Here is a 20,563-nt window from a genome sequence, read left to right on the forward strand (position 1 = left end):
CAAGCATCTCTTTTTGTTATAATATGGTATTTATACATAAGTTTTTTTAATCAAAATATAGTGGGAGGATATTAATTGTATAAAAACTCTAAGTTATTATTTTGGACGATCGAACTACTATTATTATTCTTAGTCTTATTCGTTGGAACAAAAATATCATTCTTATTTCAACCAATTGCCATTTTAGTTAGTACTTTATTCGCTCCAATACTTGTCTCAATCTTTCTATATTTCCTATTCGCACCAATAGTAGATTTTTTAGAGCGAAAAAAAGTGCCCCGTTCAATAGGCATACTTCTTCTCTATCTCGGATTAATCTTAATTGCTGTAGTATCTATCATTAATGTATTCCCAACCTTAACTCAACAATTTAAAGATTTAGTAAATAATATGCCTACAATTGTAAATGAAGCAACAGATAAGATTGGGCTATTAGAGAAATGGTTAGGAAGTCAAAATTACGTTGAAATTAAAGATTTAGAAAAGAAAGTTGCAGACTATGCCCTAGTATTTATCGGTGGCATAACTGGTGGAATTGGTGCGTTTTTCAATATTTTAAGTAATGTAACGTTAATCATCTTAACAGTTCCATTTATATTGTTTTATATGTTTAAGGATGGTCATAAATTTCCAGAGGCAATGTCTCGTTTTTTACCGCAAAGCTTAAGGAAAGAAGCAATTCATATTGCTAATGAAACAAGTGAAACACTGGCTTCTTACATTCAAGGTCAAACGATTGTTTGTATTTTTGTTGGAATTGGAACATTTATTGGATATAGTATTATCGGAATACATAATGCCTTAATTTTAGCGTTAGTAGCTGCTATTACAAATATTATCCCTTACTTTGGCCCGTTTATTGGTGGAGCTCCTGCAGTGATCGTTGCTTTTCTAATTTCTCCTAAATTAGCTTTATTCGTAGTACTGATCATTTTAATTGTTCAACAAATTGATTCCAACTTAATCTCACCATATATCATGGGGAAAAAGTTAAATATTCATCCTTTAACGATTATTTTATTATTATTATTCGCTGGTAACTTTGCAGGTGTACTTGGTATGGTTTTAGCTGTGCCAACATACGCAATATGTAAAGTAGTGATTGTTAATATAACTAGAATTATCAATTTAAGGAAAAAAGCGAAATTCGCGGATAAGATTATTGATGACGATGTTGAAACAAATATCGAAATAAACATTAATAACGATAACGATCAAAAAGAATAAATAAGAGCAAGAATAATGAAGTTGGAGTGATATTCACTCTTAACACTTCCGTTATTCCTGCTCTTTCTTTTTACAATTTAAACGTCTCTCTTCCCTGCTCTCTATTTAAGAGCCATTCTTTCCTCCACAGGCCACCAGCATAGCCTGTTAGCTTCCCATTTGACCCAATAATCCGATGGCATGGAACGATAATACTTAATGGATTTCTTGCATTTGCATTCGCGACTGCTCTTACTGCCTTTGGGTTTCCTATTCGGTTAGCAATATTGGCATACGAAGCAGTTTCTCCATATTTAATCTTAACGAGTTCTCTCCACACACTTTCTTGAAAAGGAGTTCCTTTTGCAATCGATTGAATGCTAAATTCCTTCCTAGATCCATTGAAATATTCAATCAACTCATTTCCTGCATCCTTCAAAGAAGGTGGTACTATTTTTTGAATTTCGTTATTATCTTCTTTGACAAAATCAATATATGCTACTCCTTTTTCATTTCCAACGATCCTTAATATACCTAACGGAGTGTCTATATAAGCTGTATCTAATTGATTCATAAATCATTCTCCAAGATTATTTATCTATATTTGGAAAGTACTCCATAGCTTCAATACATTGATTATAACCGTTCCGCTTATAAAAATTAACTCCTTGCTCGCTCGGCCAAACAATAACAAATTCGAAGTAAATTTCGCTTACCCATTTATTTACTTTGGAGATTAATTTACCTCCAATCCCCTTCCCTCGATAATCCTTTAATGTATATACATTCGTCATGAAAGCAAAAGGATAAGTCACCCTACCAGGTCGGGGTACTTTTTGTACAAGTTCAATATAAATATGGGAAACAATTGTACCTTCCATTTCAGCAACCCATATATACCACTGTTTACTGTCTATTGCATTTAATAAAAAATCACGACATTCACTGTAAAATTCATTGTATTCGCTCTCTTTAATTCTTCCGGTCCCGTAATCTTCCAAAGTAAAGTCCCATCTCATCTTAATTAATTGATCTATATCATTTATTTCTGCCAATCTTAAATTCATTTTATCCCTCCTTAATCCTTTGTACCTAAAACATCAGTATTAGGTGGAATATAACCCATCTGTCGAGTCATCGCGACAATTTGTCCTTTATGATGATATTCATGTGTAATCGTATGTACTAGCAATTTCATCGGTGTGAATGATATTTCTTCATTATGATCTCTCCATGGAATTTTTCTATCAATCGGTTTATTTAATTGATCAACTGTCATATCCAATAATTCACTTACGAATAAATCAGCTTGCTCAAATCTTGATTTAATATCATCAAGACTAATATTTACAATGTTTTCCTTTGGCGTAATTGGCTTTTTCGTTTTCAATAATATAAAAGATCCAATCCATGCGATATAACATTCAGCCATATGTAGTAGCGTTTCTCTTACACTTTGGAAACCGAACCCGTCTAATTTACGAGTAAAATCCTCTTGCTTTAATTCACCACAAAAATTTAATAATGCTTCACGATTTTCTTTTACCCATTGATATTCCTTCAGATTCACTACAATCACCTCTTAAAATATTGATTAATTAAGCTATTCTACCGAGTGGTAAAAATCACCTTTAAGCAAAATAATAAAAGGTCTGCGGATACACACACAGACCTTGATTCCTTTATACAAATAACTTAAGACTTACTTGAACAATTAATAAAACAGAAACTGAAATCAATAAAATTCTAGCTAGCTTCATTGGAACAAATTCTGCAAATCTTAACCCTACTTGATTACCAACAATTGAAGCAGCAGCCATCGTCACAGCAATTTTCCATTGGAAGTGACCTGTCATATAAAATATGATGAATGCTGATAAACAACTCCCAAAATTTAATACTCTAGCTAACTGAACTGCATTAACATAAGTAAACCCTTTTTTAATAAAATACAAGATTGCAAATGTTGAAGAACCTGGACCGAAGCCCCCGTCATAAACACCAATCCCTGTTAAGATGCCCCTATCTAGCAATGTTTGCTTTTCAACACCACTTTTATTCGTAGTTTCATAGCTCCACTTTTTACTAGCAAATGTTAACCATAATGAGCCAGCTAATAAAACTAATGCGACTATATTCATCACATGTTCATCTAACATACTTGTTACAAATGCACCTATTCCCCCACCAATGATCGAAACTAATATAAATTGAAAAATGACTGAAGCCTTAAAATCTTTCTTTTTAATTGTATAAAGAATACTACTAAACGACCCCAATCCCGAGGCAAACTTATTTGTGGCAATACCCGTTTGAATAGGAATGCCAAGAAAAATCATCATCGGAAGTGTAATTAATCCCCCACCACCTGCCAATGTTCCAACTACTGCTGCACCGATTCCTAAAATAAAAAGTAATAATAGTGAGTCCATTTTCCTATCTCCCTTTTTTACATCTCTCTTTAATATACACAAAATATTCCAAAAAAGGGAAACAAAAGTCCTCATCTTATGTAGATGATTATGGAATAGTAGGACTAAGGAGGAAAATTAAAGGGTTTTCGGGACTTTATCACTATAGTGAGGAACGCGATAAAATGTAAAAACTGAATTTAAGGAAGTACTGCAAATAAGTGTGAGTGGGCCGCAAATAAGGGAACTAACTGTGCAATTAAATGAAGAAGAATAGCTGCAAATAAAAAGCCAACTGCAATTAAATTCCCAAGAATCGCAAATAAGATAGAAAATTACCTATAGTCGTATAGGTATTAAAACATACTAATTGTACTAAAGTAGATAATTACTAATGGAATAATAGCAAAATTGCTATAAGTTCATTCTAATCGGATAAAAACGGAAAGAATTAGCTAGTTTTCTATAAAGAGTGACATCAAAATCCATCACAATTTAATAATACTGACGAAATACCCCACCTCAACATAAAAAGGACTTGCCCATCCGTCAATTAACCTGACTTATGGACAGCCCTCTATGTTTAAAAAATACTCAAATTATATCTTGAAGCCAGTAACTCTAATAATTTTATACCGGCTATACTATTTCCTTTTTCATCAAGTGACGGTCCATAAACACCAATTCCAAATCGGCGCGGTACCGCACCCATAACACCGCCTGAAACACCACTTTTAGCAGGAATTCCAACTTTTATCGCAAACTCACCTGATGCATTATACATGCCACAAGTAACCATAAAAGTGTTACAAATCTTTGCTACTTTTTCAGGTATAAGCTGCGTTTTAGAAATTGGATCCCAACCATCAAGCGCAAAAATAAGTCCAATTCTCGCCAATTCTAAACAGTTTACTTCGATTGAACATTGTTTTGTATATAAATCTAATAACAATTCAACATCTTCAGTAATAATTCCATGCTCTTTCATAAAATAGCAAAGCGATCTGTTCAAGTGCGCTGTTTCAAATTCTGATGTAGCAACCTCTTTCGAATAAGAAAGTTCTTTATTACCAGTTAAAACCCTCATAAAGTTTAATAATCGATGAAAGCGATCATTTATACTATGACCTTTAATCATACTTGTAACTGCCAAAGCCCCTGCATTAATCATTGGATTTAACGGCTTTCCAGCTGACCTAACTTCTAATTTTGCAATCGAATTAAACGGATCACCTGTAGGCTCCATACCTACTCGCTCAAATACAAAATCTTCTCCACGATCCATTAAAACTAAAGCTAGCGAAATTACCTTCGAAATACTTTGCAAAGTAAAACGAATGCTCGTATTACCAGCTTCAAAATGTCGTCCATCCGGCAAAAACACAGCCAACGATAAATCCTTTTTATTTGCCTTTGCAAGAGCAGGAATATAATTAGCTACTTTTCCGTACTGGATAAACTCCTTTGCATCTTCAATAAGGACTTTCAATTCCTCTATACGGTGAACTTCTTTTTCCTCTCGAAATCCATTCTGCGTCATAAAATCACCTGTTTATTTCATTTTTAAGGGAAAGGATACTACCAAAATCACTTTTAAGAGTATGCCTACAACAATTAACTCCCTACTTAAACTTCCCGTTTTTATTATCTACTTCTCCTACCTGATCTTCCTTCATTTCTTGGTCTTCCTGTACTTCTCGATCTTCCTACACTATCTGTTCTTTCGCCTCTTCTTGAGTTTCCAGTATTTCCTGTTCTTTCCGCTCTACCTGCAGTTCTTGATCTATCTGCCCTGCTTGCAGTTCCCGTTCTTTCTGCTCTACCTGCAGTTCCCGTTCTTTCTGCCCTACCGACATTTTCTGTTCTTTCCGCTCTACCCGCATTTCTTGTTCTTTCTTCTCTACCTGCAGTTCCCGTTCTTTCCGCTCTACCCGCATTTCTTGTTCTTTCTGCTCTACCTGCAGTTCCTGTTCTTTCTGCTCTACCTGCAGTTCCCGTTCTTTCTGCTCTACCTGCAGTTCCCGTTCTTTCCGCTCTGCCTGCAGTTCCCGTTCTTTCCGCTCTACCCGCATTTCTTGTTCTTTCTTCTCTACCAGCATTTCCTGTTCTTTCTGCTCTGCCTGCATTTCTCGATCTTTCTACTCTACCAGCATTTCTTGTTCTTTCTTCTCTACCTACATTTTTGGTTCTATCCGCTCTGTCCGAACTTTCTCCTCTTTCCATTTCAATTCTCTTAATTGAAAGATTAAGTTCTTTTTCAATTACTCTCATATCTTGAAAATCTTTTGGAGTAGCAAAAGTAATCGCAATACCAGTATCTCCTGCACGTCCTGTTCTTCCAATTCGATGTACATAGCTTTCTGTATCCAATGGTATATCGTAGTTGAACACGTGAGTAACACCTTCGACATCAATTCCTCGAGCTGCTACATCTGTTGCAACAAGATATTGTATTTTAGCTTCACGGAACAATTTCATAACTTTTTCTCGCTTGCCTTGAGTTAAATCGCCGTGTAGTTCTTCAGATAAAAGACCTTTTCCTTTAAGCTGTTCATTTAATTTATTAGCTCTTCTTTTTGTTCTGCAAAAAATGATTGCTAGAAACGGCTCTGCTTCTTTGATTTGATTCAATAAGGCATTAAGTTTTCCGCGATCTGTTGTTTCAATAATTAATTGTTCAATTTCATCTAGTGTAATTCTTTTAGCTTTTACTTTAATAATTTCCGGTTTTTTCATGTAACGCTTTGCTAGTGATTGGATTTGATCTGGCATTGTTGCAGAAAATAATAAAGTTTGTCTCGATACAGGAGTTTGATTGATAATATCTTCTACCTCGTGCAAAAATCCAATATGTAACATTTGGTCTGCTTCATCAAGCACTAGAAAATCAACTTTATCTAAATTTATTGTTCCTCGTCTTAAATGGTCTAAAAGTCTACCAGGTGTTGCAATGATTAAATGTGCACCACTTTTTAGTTTACGGGCTTGTTGTTCAACATCTTGTCCGCCATACACAGCAAGGACTCCAAAATCATCACTAACAATCCTTTTAGCTTCAGCAGTTATTTGTAGAGCCAATTCTCTTGTTGGAGCAACTACTAATGCTTGGGTATGTGGTAATTCTAAATTAATTCGTTCAAGGATTGGAAATAAGAATGCAAATGTTTTACCAGTTCCTGTTTGCGCCTGTCCTATTAAATCCTTCCCTTCAAATACGATTGGAATAGCCTTTTCTTGAATCGGAGTAGGCTCTGTTATCCCTAATTCAGTTAAATACTCAGTTAATTCCTCACTTAAACCTAAACTAGAAAATTTATTCATTATATTTACCTTACTTTCTATTTTCTATCATTATAAATAATGGTTGTTTCATATATTTACTCAAAAAACGACTAATCCATTGTATCACAACGTTTATTAATCTTTTATAAATAATCCTAATTAACTGAAATAGTAAATTCGGTTAGATTTCTTCTTCATCAATTTATTTTTCTCAATCAATCGGTGAAATAATCAAGACTCTTCCTACTTTATCAAGAAATATTTCTACCTTTCCAATTTCGTATTGTTTTAACAATAAAAAAATCGGTAACCAAATAATGGTTACCGATTTACTAGTTATCCTATTACTCTAATCCAAGAGCTTGTAAAACATCATCCAATGTTTTGCCCTTATATTTCGTAGCTGCTTTTGGTGAATTGTCATTCCAAGGATTTTGCATTAAGTAGTTATTGATGACATATTGCATATCTTTTGCATCAACAACACCATCATAGTTAATATCAGCATCACGCTTATTTGTATCCCAATACGTTTGGATGTAAATCGCATCTTTTACATCTATGACATTATCTTTATTTACATCTCCACCAGGTATATAGTCATAGTTAATTGGCTTCGATCCTGCTGTAGTTTTTCCATCTTCTTTTACACCAACTGTAAAATCTTTAGAGAATGTAAAGTGACCTGGTACATCAATTTTCAAAGTAAAATCATCATCAGTTATCGGCAATCTCGTTCTAAATGCTGATGGCGCTAAGCTGCCAGCGTAACCTAAAGAATCAGATACACCATATTCTTTACCATTTACATCTTTCACACTAATTTTTGAACCTGTTTTATTAAAGTCAATTTGTTTCGCCATAGGTTCTCCACTAAACGTCATTAAACCTTCTGCCTGAACTTGAGCTCTCATCAGAGAATATGTCGGAGTAATATAGAAATATGGTTGAATACCTTGTGTCGTTACAGTAGTATTATCCACGTTAGTATACACAGCGTTAAAGAATCTACTTGAACCTGTTGCACTGTAGAAGTTCATTGGACCTTTGTAGTACTGGTCTTTTGCCTTTAATGTTAAGTCTACTAATGATACATCTCCAGCGATACCTGTGTTCGCTAAGTCTCCTGTTGCCGTTGCTGTAATCGTCATTTTTGTTAATGAACTATTAAATTGAGCAGTTGTATATTGAACATCTAGTTTGCCTTTAAGCGCAGCATTCGGCTGAACATTGATTAAATCAAGGAACTGACTTGGGTAAAGGAAAGTAAATTCAGCTTTCTTCACATTTGTTTTTACATTTTTAGTTGAGAACGTTAACGTAGTTGATTCACCCATGTTTATACGTTGTTTATCAGCAATTGCTGTAGTATAAGCCGTTCCTTTTTTAACAAAGTATGCATCAATAAAACTACCGTAATTTCGAACTGTTGATTTACTATAATCTGAGAAGTCGTACTCTGTAATGGCATTGACAATTGGACCAGATGTACTTAAAGGTATATCAGCATTGAAATTACCTTGTGAGTCTAATGGAATACTCTTTTCTTGAGAATTATTAGGGTTATAGTAAGTAAAATTATTATTGGCTTGTGAAGCATTAATACCTGCTGCTTTCATTTCGTCTATTTCTTTATCAAATACATTACCCGATACAGTAACTTTCGTGTCAGTTGGATTAGCCGTTTCGTAAATGCCTCCAGCCTTCATATTGTTCATTGTTACTTTTGCTTCTTTCACCCCGTTATAAACCGGTGCATCAGCTGTGAAAGTTTCACCTTTATCATTTGTTCCTACCATTCTAATTTTCCATAAACCTGGATCAAGCTCTTTTTGATCATATGCAATTGGACTATCCGAATCACCAGTTAATGGATAGTATTGACCATTATTTAGAACTCCTCGGAAATAATACTCAATATTCTCATCTGCTCCCATTCCATCAGCTGAGCCTAAGAATCCGAATTCTTTATCTGTTTTTGGATCTACAAGGAAGAAATCAAAATAACGCATATGAGAATTTAATTTAAAGTTTACGCCAATTGACCATCTTGTTGCATTACTTGCCGCTTCATAAGGTACTGTAAATGCTTGTGGATTACCAGTCAAATAATCAATACCTTCTTTTACTGTGTGAATAGCAAATGGAATTTTATATGTTTCATTAGGATCCTTTTGGTTTGTATACACTACATAACCTTCATATGTTCCAAGCTTTGCAGATTTAGGAACGTTAATCGTAGCATCCATATTCGCACTGCTATATTTTTTCACTTTTACAGATGATTTAACATCTAATGTAACTCCATTTACAGCAGCGTCCTGATCTGCTCTTGAGTCGCCTGCATACCTAGCACTTAACGTTTGGAATTGTACTTTCACATCATATGTTTTATCCTCAGAACTTTTATTAAATAACGTGATTGAACGTTGATCTATCAAATCCTTACCACTAATTCCTTGTTCGCCAAAACTCATTGCACCAGTAATATTTTTAATTTGTTTAATGCCCTTACTTGCTAAAGTAGTTGCTCCATTATTAGTGGTATTATCTTTTACTGTTGAAGTTTTGTCTTTTACTTGAATTTCCGTCGCTGCATGAACAGCGTCATAAGGGTTGACACGTCCTGCCCCAACTTCATAAACACTGTATTTATCAGATAATGGATCCGCTGTATTCATAAGTGTTGCTTTAATATCTGAAGGAGTCATGTCTGGGTGAGCTTGCTTTAATAATGCTGCAACCCCAACAACGTTTGGAGTTGCCATTGAAGTTCCTGATAAACGTTCATAAGCATATTGATAGTTTCCTATTTGATCTGCTCCATGCATATAAGAAGGAACAGTAGAGAAAACAGATACACCAGGTGCCGTTACTTCAGGCTTAATATCATATAACACACGAGAAGGACCACGTGAACTGAATGGTGCCAATTTATCGCCCACAGTCACTGTTTGTTTCATATTACTAAAAGTAAAGTCTAAAGGTGTACCTGCTGACGCACCAACTATAGGTAATTTAGCAGCTAAAGCTTTTCCTTGTGCGTTGCTCATTAAAAATGTTGGTAGTAAGCCATAACCATCTCCAAGATATACGTCACCTAAAGGAACATCCGCATCATATAAAACAACAGCCTTTGCCCCATGTAATTTAGCTGTCGCAATGATTTTAGTAATTCCAATGCTACCTCGTTGGGCTAGAACAACTTTTCCATTTACATCGATTGGTACAGAATTACCATTCACATCACGCTTAAAATAACTAGGTTCATTACCATATGATACATTCACCATTTGTAGAGTCTGACCTTCAAAATCCGCTACGTTATCAGTTAAACCTTGAGCAGCTAATTTTAAATCAACAGATATATCGCCTGTTGAAGGATGAAGTGCACCTGAAAAACTTGGAATTGTAACAGACGTGTCACTTGCACCTACTGTAATTGCTAAAGGAGCATTACCAGGAGCGCCAAGTGAATACATTCTGTCCCCAGAGTTACCAGCAGCGACAATCGCTGTTACCCCTGCAAGTACTGCATTGTTTACAGCAATACTCGTAGGATATAATGGATCATTGTAATTCGCTCCAAGAGACATATTAATGATGTCCATTCCATCTGATACTGCTTTATCGATACCTGCCAAAATAGCTGACGTAGAACCTGAACCATATGGACCTAAAACACGATAAGAATAAATATCAGCTTCAGGTGCAACACCTTCTACAGCAAAATCTGCATTGTTTTTTGCTTGTCCAGCAATAATTCCGGCAACATGCGTACCATGCTCAGTATAGTACGCTTCCCCACCTGAACTCAATTCAGGCTGACCAGACTTCTTCCAATCTGCATATGTAGTCTCCATTGGGTCACTGTCATTATCGACGAAATCATAACCACCTTTATATGCACCCTTTAAATCTGGATGATTATAATCAATTCCAGTATCAATAATACCAACTTTTACACCCTTTCCTGTAAAGCCTTCTTGATGAAGTTTCTCAACACCAGGAAAGGTAACCATCGTATGTTTTGCAGCTTTCTCTGTTGAAGTTGATGATTCGCTAATAGACGGTGGTTCTACTTGAACTTGCAAATCACTATAGACTGCTTTTACTGCATTTGATTTAAGAAGAGTTTTTACTTTATTAGCTGGAATTATCATTGCAACTCCATTAAAAGCTTTTTTATATGAACGTTTAATTGAATATGGATTTTTCTTTGCTTTTATTTCACTGCTAAAAATTGTTTTTAAATCTTTTTGGAATGTTTCGTGTGAAGCATCTACTTTTGCTTTTGCATCTGCAGCTGTTAGAGTTGTACCATCTGACTCTGCTTCTAAAACCGCAGTCTGCTGTGGCTTGTCCTTAAACTCAACTATGACAGGAGTAAGCTTGTCACTAGTTTGATCGACTTCAGAAGATAATTGAAGTCCCTCTTTGTCACTTAATTTCAATTGTTTAATTGCCTCTCGCTGCTGAGGCGTCAATTGTGCTAGTACTTGTTCAATCTTTGAAGCTGCTTGTGCATGAACTTGTTGTGAAAAGGAACCTGGTGTCATTGTAGTACTGATAAGTCCTGTTGTTAATGCTAGTGTTGTAACATTTCTAAACATTTTCTTTTTCAACTACTATCCCTACTTTCTTTTCTTAATAAGTTCATTATAATGAAACTTGATATAATTTTATTTTCTGAAAATTACGTCAAATAGTGTTTTTTTTATTTTTTTTAATTCTCTTAATCAATCATCCTCAATCGCAACTTGTTCAAATAAAAAATAACAAGACTATGCAAAATTGCGCGAGGAGCTCTCCTTAATACCGTTAATACTTAATAATTGTATATACTTATTTATTTGGTCTGAAGTCGCATGGCCCTTATATCTCCAATAAATGAGAAGGCATTTATTAAATCTTTCTATATTGCCTATTTGATTTGCTGTATAAGCCACATCCAGTAATTCATCTATCCCCTTAGGTAATTGTAAGCTTTCACACTGATAAAAGGCATATGCATAACGAAAATCCAAATGCACCTTCTGCTTTAACCATGGTTCGGCATCTATTATCAATTCTTCAATTGTATGTTGATATAAATCTAAGACTCTTTTAGCATCATCTAATCGATTCAAGCGGATCAAAGCTTCAAGTACCTTTGGTAATCCAACATATACATCCTCTCTATCTTCTAGCCAATTAAGATATTGATCTACATACTCAAGCTGTCCGTAATCTAAATATGAAGCAAGCCGATTTCCTTTAGCTATTTCAGCAAAATAATCATTTACCCTCGCATATTGTTCTATAAGTTCTAATATCTCTTCTAATGAGCCCCCAAGACGTGCAAGTGCGAAGCTTTTATACATAAGTGCTCTTCCATAATACTCTCCGTTTTTAACCAATTTCCTTAATCTCTCGGCGTAGTAAAGCACCTCTTCCCATTGCTCGCGCCTATAATAGAAAGTTGCAATCCATAAATATGCTTCCATTCTAATTTTTTTCGGCATGCAAAACAGATACTCCAACACATATGTTAAAGCGGACTGACCATCCTCTGTCATTCTTAAAATATAAAAACGCCTATAATAACTAATTGCCAACAGTTCTAAAACGTCCTTCGAATCACATTCAATAATAATCTCGTACAAAAACAAAGCTTTTTCTTCTTTTCCAGCTTTAAAAAGCTCCTCTGCGACGAAGAAAATATAATTCAAATAATTGATTTGAATCGTTACTGATTTTTCAGTTGTCATAACATGTAACAGAGTTTGACAATGCTCCTCGTATCCATTAGTAAAGCATTTGAATAAAAACTGTACACTTTTACGCTTGTCCAAAATTTGTTCTTCATTAAAACACTCCTCATAAAAATATGAATAAAGTGCGCCTTCCTCCAACCCAATAGCTTCTGAAATAGCATCCAAATATTTTAGTGTGAGCGAGCGTTTATGATTAAAAATACGGCTTATTTCACTAATATGTATACCTGACTCCTGAGCCAAATCAGTTTTTGTCCAGCCTTTCTCTAAGCATTTACATTGAATTTCTTTAAATAGAGCTGCGTTCATTCTTCTCACCTACCAATTTTCTTCTTATTTATGTCTGCTCTTTCCTGAGCGTTATATATGACCAATCCCCTTGAAGCTATTAAATTACAATTCCATTATAACGAGACTTGATAGCATTTTATTTCTGAGAAATTTTATCAATTTGTATTAATCTTGCGGACATAATCTATTTTTCACATAATGCTTTATAGCGTAACCTATTAATGAGTTAATATAATATGAATCTACTTTATAACTCTCAGACGCTATAGATACTTATGCGATTATTGCAAGAAAACTAGGCATTAAAAAATCTTTAACTGAAATACTAGAGATATGATCCATTTCTATATTTTAAATGATAAAAAAGGTGAGCATTCGCTCTACAAAGAATAGTAAATATAAAGGAGCTGATTAAATGAATGGAGTTTTAGATATTGTTATTTTTTGTAAAGACACAAACTCTTCTAAGAGCTGGTATGAAAAAGTTGGATTTGAATATTTAAGAGGTCACGATGGTATGTATTGGTTTAAAGCAGGGAATGGCGAGCTAATGCTCCATCCTACAGATACTCAATCCAATACTGATGCAGTCTTTCAATTGGTCGTAAATGAAGTCGACCCACTATTTGAAAGTGTAATGCAAAAAGAATTGACGCCTTTAGATTTCTCAAATGGAGAAAAAGTCATCACAGAACCTACTGTTCAACCATGGGGCTACAAAGAATTTTGCTTAAGAGATCCAGACGGTTACATATGGGCATTTGTTCAAAAATCATAATTAATTAAAATAGTTCCATAAAATGAAGAAAATCCACATGATAATTCATTTACCATGTGGATTTTCTTTTTTAGTTATACGTCCGAATTCTGTAAACTCAACTCGTTTTACAAAATTTCAACGGACCGCAATTTCAAGATTACCTATATTACTTAGAAATATTCATTTCTTTCTTTAAAAGCCTCCCCTGCTTTCTATACATAGAAAACGTTGACCAATTAGCAATGAATACTCCAGATAATATTAGTATGCCACCAATCGCCATAATTGGTTTGATTGGTTCATCCATTACAAAATAACCTAAAACAGTTGCAATTAAAGGTGATACATAAAGCCATGTTGAGGGGAAGACCGGGTTCGTTTTAGATAATAACCAACTATATAATCCGTGTCCCCCTATTGAACCTATAAATACTAGATACAATATTGGCCAGCAGGCGTCCCAAGAACTTAAACTTGCAATTTTCGGTTTTTCCAATAAAAACGAAAATAATAATAGAAATATTCCACCATATAACATTTGAAAAGCATTGATTAAAAATGGCGATACAGTGCTGTATTCTGTTAATATTTCTTTTGAGGAAATCGATCCAAATCCGTAAAAAGCTTCTCCTAATAATACTGCGATACAAGCAGCAACCCATAAGTAAGAGACATGCTGACTTATTCCAGGCAAACAGACAAAAATTACACCTGCAAAAGCCATTAATAAAGCTATTAGTTGTTTAAGCTCAATTCTCTTATTATTTATCCTTAATTGGAAAAGTAATATCATCATTGGACCTGTTGCAGACAAAACTGCGGCTAACCCTGATGTTATATATTGCTCAGCCCAATATAATGTTGAAAATGTCATAAAAGTTAAGCAGAATCCAATATACATAATTCGTTTTGAAAAAATAAATTTCTTCACATTTACCCCTTTAAGAAGGAAATATAGAATGACAATCAGTCCAGCTAATGTAAAACGAATGCCAGCAGAAAATAAAGGCGAAACTCCCGACTCGATTCCAAATTTTATTGCTAGAAATGTTGTACCGAAAATAATACAAATAAAAATATAATTAATAATGATCATTTCATCACCCCTTTGATAAAAGTATTATATTAAAGTCGGAGTATAACAGTATAATAGAGCATATAACAGTTAGCTCTTTTTCCATTGACGATTGATCTTTTTTTATTTAATTTATAACTAAAAAAGTGGTGATTTATGAAAATTCAAATCCATAAAAAATCAACAGTACCGATTTATCTCCAATTAAGCTCTCAAATTGCAGGTAGCATTCAAAGTGGTCTACTTTTGCCTAACGAAAAATTACCGTCTTTACGGATAATGGCAGAGGAACTTTCAATAAGCCTTTTAACTGTTAGAAAGGCTTATAAATGGTTAGAGACAAATGGCTATGTTACGGTGGAACCAGGTAAAGGAGTATTTATTAGTAAGAAAGTAAAAAAAACATCACAAGTCGATTCAAGTAATAACTGGCAACAGACTTTAGGAATCAATATTGTAAGATCTCAGTATTTAATAAATAGAGAACAGTTAAAATATGATTTTTCAAAGGCAGTTGTCTATCCACGTCTGCTTCCAAATAAATTTTTAGCGGATGAAATGCAAAAACTATTAAGAGATGACGCATCTATATTAACAACCTACGGACCTATTCAAGGAGATATTGAATTAAGATCGGAAATTGTAAAACATTTATATGAATTCCAAAAAATACGATCTAAAGCTGAAAATCTAATTATTACAAGCGGTGTTCAGCAAGGAATTGACTTAGTAGCACAAGCACTATTAAAGCCTGGGGATTCAATTATAGTCGAGAGTCCATGCTATGGTGGTGCACTTGATATTTTTATAAATAAGGGGATTCATCTAATACCTGTCGAGATGGATGAAGAGGGAATTCGATCAGACTTAATTGAAGATATGTGCAATAAATTTACACCAAAATTAATTTATGTTAACCCGACCTTTCAAAACCCAACTGGCATCTCAATGAGTAATGGTCGTAGAAAAGAATTAATTGAACTAGCACAGCAGTATCATTTTTTTATTCTTGAAGACGATTCATTTAGTGATATTTATTTCGAAAAAGCATTTCAATATTACCCAATTAAGCATTATGATCTATCAGATCATGTCATCTACATTAAAGGATTTAGTAAAACTTTAGCACCTGGAGTGAGAATTGCTGCAATGCTGGCAAATGGACCGGTTCTAGAATGGCTACTTGCAGTTAAAGCTTCAATGGATGTCGGTAGCCCTTTACTGACGCAAAAAGCGATTTTACCATTTCTACGAACCGATCGAATGCGAAGTCACGTTGAAAAACTACGAATCGCTCTACAAATTCGGCGTGATACAAGTGTTGAAATACTTTCATCTCTTAATGATCGATTAATTTTTAGGATACCTGATGGTGGTTTTAATTTGTGGCTTACATTTTATGATTCCAATCTAGATATTTTTAATTTATTAAGAAAAGCTAATCATGAAAATATCTCATTCTTACCTGGTGTAGCTTGTTTTAACAACAATACAGATATTTCATCATTTCGGATTAGTTACTCACTAGTTAGCGAAAATGATTTAGCCGCGGGGTTAGAGAAACTACGCAATATAATTAAACAAATATAAAACTATTGTAAAGGTAGGCTATTTAGAGCAAGATGCTTAATTTTAAAAAAGTAAACTTATTACCGCTCGTCATAACCATGCCAGCAATGATCGTCGGAGTACTTGCTATGATCAATAACCAAGTGTCCCCGTCCATTTACGGTCAAAATATTTTTATTGCGATTGTAGGGGGCATAATCTCCTTTTTCGTACTGTTTAGACAGCAAAAATCTACTAAGAAAAAGACAAATATCATTGTCATTGCATGCATACTCATACTATTTTTACTTACCTTTTTGGACAAAGGATTACATGGTGTTCATCGCTGGATAGCAATTGGTCCATTAAGATTTAATATCGCTTTAGTTTTAGTTCCATTATTAATAATACAACTAGCCAGTTTAATGAAATCAAAACCATTTTGGGTTACCGTTAGTTTTGCATTATGCTTTACAATATTATTACTTTTTCAACCAGATGCATCTCAACTAACAGCTTTTACGATTTCTATCTTATGTTTATTACTAAATATAAAAAAGAATAAAAGTGTTCAAATACTCCTATTAATTGTTTTTATATTTTTCATTATCTTAAGTTGGTCTCACTTAGATCAACTTGCCCCAGTTTCTTATGTTGAGGACATTTTAAGTTTAGTAAAGGAAATGGGAATCGGATGGCTAGTCTTATCGGTAATCTCACTTTTAATTTTACTAATACCATTTTTCTTATTTCCGCCAACCAGTTCTAAACCATTATCGTTTAGTCTAGGGATCTATTTTTCAATTATTATCCTTTCAAGCTTTTTCGGAAACTTCCCGGTACCGATTATGGGTTATGGAACATCTCCTTTTATCGGTTACTTAATTGCTATTTCTTGGTATGTTTATAATAAAAAATGAACCATTTTAAAATGGTTCATTTTTTTATTTTCCTCACCAATGAGATGGTCTTTTAAGTGTTGCTGGTATTCTAGTGTGATAATCTCCCTTTGCTGAGTTAATTTGAGCTTGAGTAAGAAAAATACTTCCAGTAAGGTCCGCTCCACTCAAATTAGTATCACGTAAGTCTGCACCGATTAGATCAGAACCTCTTAAATCGGCTCCATTTAAATCAGCAGCAATTAAATAGGCCCCTCTTAAGTTAGCTCCGATAAAATTTACCCCTTTTAATTTAGCACCTATAAAGTCTAAAGCCCTACCGGTTGCTTTTTGAGGCTTCTTATTGTTTTTAAATTTCTTTAAAGCCACGGCCCTTGCTAGCTCACTAGTACGTATAAGTAAAGAATTAACTTCTGCTCGGTGAGCTATAATATCTAAGTTTAATATTAATTTAGGCTCCATAAATGTTAGCTTTTCAGTTTCTTCTAAAATTAATTTTATTTCTTTATGAATCTCTCTTGCAGCACTAATCATCAAACTTTCATTTAAATACCAAAGCATTTCATGCAGTTGCTTCATAATTGGAAATACTTCATACATCCCATTAGCCAATTCAGGATTTTGTCGCCAGTCTTTTCCATTAAAGGTTGCTTGAGAAACTTTTTGTCCCGCTCCAAAGCAATCAAAAACAGTACAGCCTTTGAAACCGATCTCTCTTAAATTCTTGTGAACCCCGCAACGAAAGTCTGATTGTAAATTATGACAAGGTTTGCCTGCAATTTTATCATTAGCAAAATCAGCCGAAGCAGCAAAAGGTAATGCGACACAGCATAAACCAAAGCAACTCTCACAATCCGCATTTAGACTTTTATAACGCTCGTTTACTAAATCTATATTTTCAATTTTGCTAGCCATACTTTGAGCCCCCTTCCCACCATATAGAAACGATTAATATTTTTTATCGTAACATCGTAATTTTTTTTGGTCAAACATAGACTTACAGCTTATGAAGTGCATCTTTCAATATTAATTAGTAGTCTTTCTTTATCAATAAAAAACAGATAATTTTATAAAATTATCTGCTTTCATGTACTTTATTTAATTGTTACATCTTTTAAAAATGGAACAAAATTAATCCAAGTTTGACCTGGTGAAAGCTTTATTTCAGTTCCATCTAGTGTAAACGGTATGATTCGACCATCTACATTCTTCCATTGTATATTCATATACTTTCCATCAACTATATAATATCCTTTTCCACCATGTTCAATATCAATTGAACGGCGACCATAGCTATCGATAATTTTATGAGTCGCTTCTACGACTAAAATATTTTTAATTTGAAGGTCCTTCCCATTCAAAGCATCTTTTGCAATAATTCCATTTTGAACTCGTTGAAATTGTTTAGTTGAATTGGAATACTTGTAAGTCACATTATTTCTTGCATCATGAGAGTATCTTATAAAAACTTCAGCAGCATTTTGCCAAGAGTTATCAAATATCAATTCTTTCTGCGTAAAATCTAATGGAGTAACTTTTTCTGAATAAGAGTAATGTCTTTGAGCAACCCCTTTTTCAATACCTTCTTTCAAAATATAGGAATTGTGAGGTGCTTTTCTCGTTTTGTCTCTTTTAAATAACGTACCATCGTAGATCAGTCCGTTTAATGCATCAATCATCCCTGAATCCATCATTTGTTTCGCTTTAGGACTATTTCCGTGGCATATAAATAATGCATGATAACCATTTGCCAAATTGATGTAATAATCTCTCGCACTTCTTACAGGTCCAATTTTTTCTGGTATGTTGCTTTGAAAAATGGCTAGAAATCTTGTAATATCTCCTTCTGCTAAAATTTCATAAACAACATCAGCATTACTTAGACCACTTTGAGGTCTAGCCAAATAGTAATTATTAACCATAACTGCAACAGGTCTTTGTTCACTAACTTGACTTATAGGTAATCCATTTAAAGGAGAATAAATCGTATCTATTTCTCCTTTATCAATTACATGTTCATTCGAAGGATTTTTATTATCATTTTTAACTGTTTTTACAGACTTTTCGCCATGCTTACATCCTACTAGAAGCATACTTATCACAATTATTGATAAAATTTTCTTATGCATTGGCTACCTCACAATCTGTTATTTTCTTAAATTGTATTAAATAACTTTTAAAATAGAAAAAATTTGTTAGAATTTTTCAAAAATAAAACAACCATCAACTAATTGAAGTTATTCCTTAATATATGAACTTGTATTGTTAAATAATCAGCTTAAATTTGTTCTTATTTTATTTAATCTTAAATATTGTATAAAGATAAGAATGATTAGAGGAGTTGAAGCTCTATGATTGTAGTTCACTATATTGAGAAAAACGTTGAACTATTAAACCAACTACTCAAAAATGTCCCCTCTGAAGGAGATACTATTTCCATTAAAGGTCGAAAAGGTAAAGTATTAAGTGTTAATCAAATAAATGATAAACATGTACATGTAATTGTAGAACTAGAAGTTATTAAGAAAGTTCAGGTTTTAGCAAAAGATGATAAAAAAAGAAGAAGATAAATTTCTAAAACTTAATGGGAGATTATTCCCATTATTTTTTTTTGAATTACCCAGTTTTTTACATTCCACAATTCATTTTTCCACTTAAAACTATGAACTATACTGTCAAATTGAAAAGAATTCTTTTTTCAAACAGTACTAATCATGTTAAACTAGTAAAGTTTTAGTAAATCAAAGTAAGAAGGTGTTTTAATATGGATGTAAAGAATATCCACCATGTCGCTATTATTTGTTCTAATTATGAATTGTCTAAGCATTTTTACATAAATTTATTAGGTTGTAAGGTAATTAACGAAACCTATCGAGAGGAGCGAGACTCTTACAAATTGGACTTAAGTATAGGAGAAAATGGACAAATTGAGCTATTTTCATTCCCTAATCCACCGAAGCGACAAACAAATCCAGAAGCAGTTGGGTTACGCCATTTAGCCTTTACTGTAGCTAATATAGAAGAAAGTGTTCAATACTTAAAACAAAATGGTGTATTTGTAGAACCAATTCGTATTGATGAGTTAACAAACAAAAGATTTACATTTTTCCAGGATCCTGACGGCTTACCTTTAGAATTGTATGAAGAGTAGAAAAAACAAAACCCAATCTTAATGAAAGATTGGGTTTTCAAAATGCCGAAATATAAAACGTTCTTTAGGTAAAACAATATTAAGTTGAACATTTTTAATGTTAAAATTCATTTTTTGATGTTCCTACAAACTATAGTAATTGTTTTTTCAGAAGTTAAAAATATCAAGAGCAAATTTTATATAA

17 protein-coding genes are annotated in these 20,563 nt (G+C 33.6%); 6 read left to right on the forward strand and 11 right to left on the reverse strand.

What is annotated here, in order from left to right:
- Positions 1-75: 75 nt before the first annotated feature.
- Positions 76-1,227 (forward strand): AI-2E family transporter, encoded by a 1,152-nt coding sequence (locus ACFWM3_RS07080; RefSeq protein WP_390310849.1) that lies wholly within the window; start codon positions 76-78, stop codon positions 1,225-1,227.
- Positions 1,228-1,297: 70 nt separating this feature from the next.
- Here the strand turns inward: ACFWM3_RS07080 and ACFWM3_RS07085 are convergent, their stop codons facing one another.
- From ACFWM3_RS07085 to ACFWM3_RS07120, 8 genes are all read right to left on the reverse strand, one after another.
- Complete coding sequence (locus tag ACFWM3_RS07085) at positions 1,298-1,780, reverse strand: methylated-DNA--[protein]-cysteine S-methyltransferase (protein ID WP_390310850.1); 483 nt, start codon at positions 1,778-1,780, stop codon at positions 1,298-1,300.
- Between the two features lie 16 nt (positions 1,781-1,796).
- Complete coding sequence (locus ACFWM3_RS07090) at positions 1,797-2,273, reverse strand: GNAT family N-acetyltransferase (RefSeq protein WP_390310851.1); 477 nt, start codon at positions 2,271-2,273, stop codon at positions 1,797-1,799.
- An 11-nt stretch (positions 2,274-2,284) separates the two neighbouring features.
- The gene (locus tag ACFWM3_RS07095) at positions 2,285-2,776 is read right to left on the reverse strand and encodes a DinB family protein (RefSeq protein ID WP_390310852.1); all 492 of its coding nucleotides are present in this window, start codon (positions 2,774-2,776) and stop codon (positions 2,285-2,287) included.
- 112 nt (positions 2,777-2,888) lie between these two features.
- Complete coding sequence (locus ACFWM3_RS07100) at positions 2,889-3,638, reverse strand: sulfite exporter TauE/SafE family protein (RefSeq protein WP_056468291.1); 750 nt, start codon at positions 3,636-3,638, stop codon at positions 2,889-2,891.
- A gap of 562 nt (positions 3,639-4,200) precedes the next feature.
- The gene (gene glsA, locus ACFWM3_RS07105) at positions 4,201-5,157 is read right to left on the reverse strand and encodes a glutaminase A (RefSeq protein ID WP_390310853.1); all 957 of its coding nucleotides are present in this window, start codon (positions 5,155-5,157) and stop codon (positions 4,201-4,203) included.
- A 104-nt stretch (positions 5,158-5,261) separates the two neighbouring features.
- A complete protein-coding gene (locus ACFWM3_RS07110; protein ID WP_390310854.1) occupies positions 5,262-6,938 on the reverse strand; it encodes a DEAD/DEAH box helicase in 1,677 nt (558 codons plus the stop codon).
- A gap of 305 nt (positions 6,939-7,243) precedes the next feature.
- On the reverse strand, positions 7,244-11,524 hold the full coding sequence (locus ACFWM3_RS07115; RefSeq protein WP_390310855.1) for a S8 family serine peptidase: 4,281 nt from the start codon (positions 11,522-11,524) through the stop codon (positions 7,244-7,246).
- Positions 11,525-11,683: 159 nt separating this feature from the next.
- Entirely contained in the window at positions 11,684-12,964 is a 1,281-nt protein-coding gene (locus ACFWM3_RS07120; protein WP_390310856.1) for a helix-turn-helix domain-containing protein, read from the reverse strand.
- Between the two features lie 397 nt (positions 12,965-13,361).
- Here ACFWM3_RS07120 and ACFWM3_RS07125 point away from each other — a divergent pair, with 397 nt between their 5' ends.
- A complete protein-coding gene (locus ACFWM3_RS07125; protein WP_390310857.1) occupies positions 13,362-13,724 on the forward strand; it encodes a VOC family protein in 363 nt (120 codons plus the stop codon).
- Positions 13,725-13,872: 148 nt separating this feature from the next.
- Here ACFWM3_RS07125 and ACFWM3_RS07130 read toward each other — a convergent pair whose 3' ends face one another.
- Positions 13,873-14,802 carry a DMT family transporter gene (locus ACFWM3_RS07130; protein WP_390310858.1) on the reverse strand — a complete coding sequence of 310 codons (930 nt, stop codon included), beginning with the start codon at positions 14,800-14,802 and terminating at the stop codon, positions 13,873-13,875.
- A gap of 135 nt (positions 14,803-14,937) precedes the next feature.
- Between ACFWM3_RS07130 and pdxR the strand changes: the two genes are divergently transcribed.
- A complete protein-coding gene (gene pdxR / locus ACFWM3_RS07135; RefSeq protein WP_390310859.1) occupies positions 14,938-16,371 on the forward strand; it encodes a MocR-like pyridoxine biosynthesis transcription factor PdxR in 1,434 nt (477 codons plus the stop codon).
- Positions 16,372-16,403: 32 nt separating this feature from the next.
- Entirely contained in the window at positions 16,404-17,249 is an 846-nt protein-coding gene (locus tag ACFWM3_RS07140; RefSeq protein WP_390310860.1) for an FtsW/RodA/SpoVE family cell cycle protein, read from the forward strand.
- A gap of 33 nt (positions 17,250-17,282) precedes the next feature.
- Here the strand turns inward: ACFWM3_RS07140 and ACFWM3_RS07145 are convergent, their stop codons facing one another.
- Both ACFWM3_RS07145 and ACFWM3_RS07150 read right to left on the reverse strand, forming a co-directional pair.
- Positions 17,283-18,143, reverse strand: coding sequence for a pentapeptide repeat-containing protein (locus ACFWM3_RS07145; RefSeq protein ID WP_390310861.1), 861 nt, complete (start codon positions 18,141-18,143; stop codon positions 17,283-17,285).
- A gap of 179 nt (positions 18,144-18,322) precedes the next feature.
- Entirely contained in the window at positions 18,323-19,357 is a 1,035-nt protein-coding gene (locus ACFWM3_RS07150) for a DUF3048 domain-containing protein (protein ID WP_056468257.1), read from the reverse strand.
- A gap of 222 nt (positions 19,358-19,579) precedes the next feature.
- Here ACFWM3_RS07150 and ACFWM3_RS07155 point away from each other — a divergent pair, with 222 nt between their 5' ends.
- A complete protein-coding gene (locus tag ACFWM3_RS07155) occupies positions 19,580-19,798 on the forward strand; it encodes a hypothetical protein (RefSeq protein ID WP_056468254.1) in 219 nt (72 codons plus the stop codon).
- A gap of 194 nt (positions 19,799-19,992) precedes the next feature.
- Complete coding sequence (gloA2, locus tag ACFWM3_RS07160) at positions 19,993-20,379, forward strand: SMU1112c/YaeR family gloxylase I-like metalloprotein (RefSeq protein WP_390310862.1); 387 nt, start codon at positions 19,993-19,995, stop codon at positions 20,377-20,379.
- The last annotated feature ends 184 nt before the right edge of the window (positions 20,380-20,563 follow it).

The sequence above is a fragment of the Gottfriedia sp. NPDC058432 genome, from assembly GCF_042721555.1.
Lineage (GTDB): Bacteria > Bacillota > Bacilli > Bacillales > Bacillaceae_G > Gottfriedia.

Coding starts and splice junctions, on each gene's coding strand:
- ACFWM3_RS07090 (WP_390310851.1), bottom strand. CDS start 2,273: ATGAATTTAAGATTGGCAGAAATAAATGATATAGATCAATTAATTAAG.
- ACFWM3_RS07130 (WP_390310858.1), bottom strand. CDS start 14,802: ATGATCATTATTAATTATATTTTTATTTGTATTATTTTCGGTACAACA.
- ACFWM3_RS07085 (WP_390310850.1), bottom strand. CDS start 1,780: ATGAATCAATTAGATACAGCTTATATAGACACTCCGTTAGGTATATTA.
- ACFWM3_RS07150 (WP_056468257.1), bottom strand. CDS start 19,357: ATGCATAAGAAAATTTTATCAATAATTGTGATAAGTATGCTTCTAGTA.
- ACFWM3_RS07110 (WP_390310854.1), bottom strand. CDS start 6,938: ATGAATAAATTTTCTAGTTTAGGTTTAAGTGAGGAATTAACTGAGTAT.
- ACFWM3_RS07140 (WP_390310860.1), top strand. CDS start 16,404: ATGCTTAATTTTAAAAAAGTAAACTTATTACCGCTCGTCATAACCATG.
- ACFWM3_RS07120 (WP_390310856.1), bottom strand. CDS start 12,964: ATGAACGCAGCTCTATTTAAAGAAATTCAATGTAAATGCTTAGAGAAA.
- glsA (WP_390310853.1), bottom strand. CDS start 5,157: ATGACGCAGAATGGATTTCGAGAGGAAAAAGAAGTTCACCGTATAGAG.
- ACFWM3_RS07155 (WP_056468254.1), top strand. CDS start 19,580: ATGATTGTAGTTCACTATATTGAGAAAAACGTTGAACTATTAAACCAA.
- gloA2 (WP_390310862.1), top strand. CDS start 19,993: ATGGATGTAAAGAATATCCACCATGTCGCTATTATTTGTTCTAATTAT.
- ACFWM3_RS07145 (WP_390310861.1), bottom strand. CDS start 18,143: ATGGCTAGCAAAATTGAAAATATAGATTTAGTAAACGAGCGTTATAAA.
- pdxR (WP_390310859.1), top strand. CDS start 14,938: ATGAAAATTCAAATCCATAAAAAATCAACAGTACCGATTTATCTCCAA.
- ACFWM3_RS07100 (WP_056468291.1), bottom strand. CDS start 3,638: ATGGACTCACTATTATTACTTTTTATTTTAGGAATCGGTGCAGCAGTA.
- ACFWM3_RS07125 (WP_390310857.1), top strand. CDS start 13,362: ATGAATGGAGTTTTAGATATTGTTATTTTTTGTAAAGACACAAACTCT.